The sequence below is a fragment of the Chryseobacterium sp. SIMBA_028 genome (assembly GCF_046535285.1).
GTDB lineage: Bacteria > Bacteroidota > Bacteroidia > Flavobacteriales > Weeksellaceae > Chryseobacterium.
In genome coordinates this window covers 1-281 of sequence record NZ_JAWRWZ010000173.1, presented here as the reverse complement: position 1 = coordinate 281, position 281 = coordinate 1, and the positions used below count along the sequence as shown (strand labels likewise).

At 35.6% G+C, this 281-nt stretch carries 1 protein-coding gene; it reads right to left on the bottom strand.

Annotated features, from left to right (window positions below; all coding sequences use genetic code 11):
* A partial coding sequence (locus tag SCA31_RS23030) for a vancomycin high temperature exclusion protein (protein WP_410699358.1) occupies positions 1-281 on the bottom strand: 281 nt, incomplete at both ends.

Below are 281 nucleotides of genomic sequence, written 5' to 3'. Positions count from 1 at the left end.
GTGACATCCTGCGCATCAAATCCTAGTGCAGTCATATCATTATTTCTTGCGAAAAATAAGGCACGCAGATGATGATATCCCTGTGAATCGATAATCACATTTTTCTTTTTATATACATCCTTACAACGAAGAATACTTTTATAGGTATTGAACCCTTTCGGGTCCTCAATAATAATATCTTCAGGAACCCCTTCCTGATAAATCAGATAATTTTTCATGGGAGCAGGTTCATTATCCCCTTTACTTTTCTCGCCACTTACAATGATTTTTTTAATTTTCCC